Raw genomic sequence first — 516 nt, 5'->3', positions numbered from 1 at the left:
GGCAAGGATTTCAAAACCGGTCAAACTCTTGTCAAAAGCGGTTTTGCTCCGATAATCGGCACACGTTGTCTGGGCCTGTCGGGATGGTTCTCCACTAATATCCTCGGCAACCGCGATGGTCTTGTGCTTGATGAACCTGCCAACTTCCGCACCAAAGAGGTTTCAAAACTTTCAACGCTTGAAAGCATTCTCGTTCAGGAAGAGCAACCTGACCTTTACACAGATTATTATCATAAGGTGCGTATTAACTATTATCCACCACGCAATGACAACAAGGAGGGTTGGGACAATATCGACATATTCGGTTGGATGGGGTATCCCATGCAGATTAAAATCAATTTCCTATGTCGTGACTCCATTCTGGCCGCTCCGTTGATGCTTGACTTGGTTCTTCTTTCAGACCTTGCAGCCCGTTCCGGCCGTTACGGCACCCAACACTTCCTGAGTTTCTTCCTCAAAAGTCCGATGCATGACTATACACAAGGAGAAGTACCTATCAACCACCTCTTCCAGCAA

At 47.1% G+C, this 516-nt stretch carries 1 protein-coding gene; it reads left to right on the top strand.

Translation table 11 applies throughout. The features are described 5' to 3' along the window. The coding region (locus tag C5S62_RS00110; protein ID WP_190311525.1) for an inositol-3-phosphate synthase at positions 1-516 on the top strand (516 nt) is incomplete at both ends.

It is taken from the genome of Prevotella sp. MGM2, assembly GCF_002933955.1.
Classification (GTDB): domain Bacteria; phylum Bacteroidota; class Bacteroidia; order Bacteroidales; family Bacteroidaceae; genus Alloprevotella.
The sequence above is the reverse complement of the archived record's forward strand: the minus strand, read 5'-3'. Positions and strand labels throughout refer to the sequence as shown.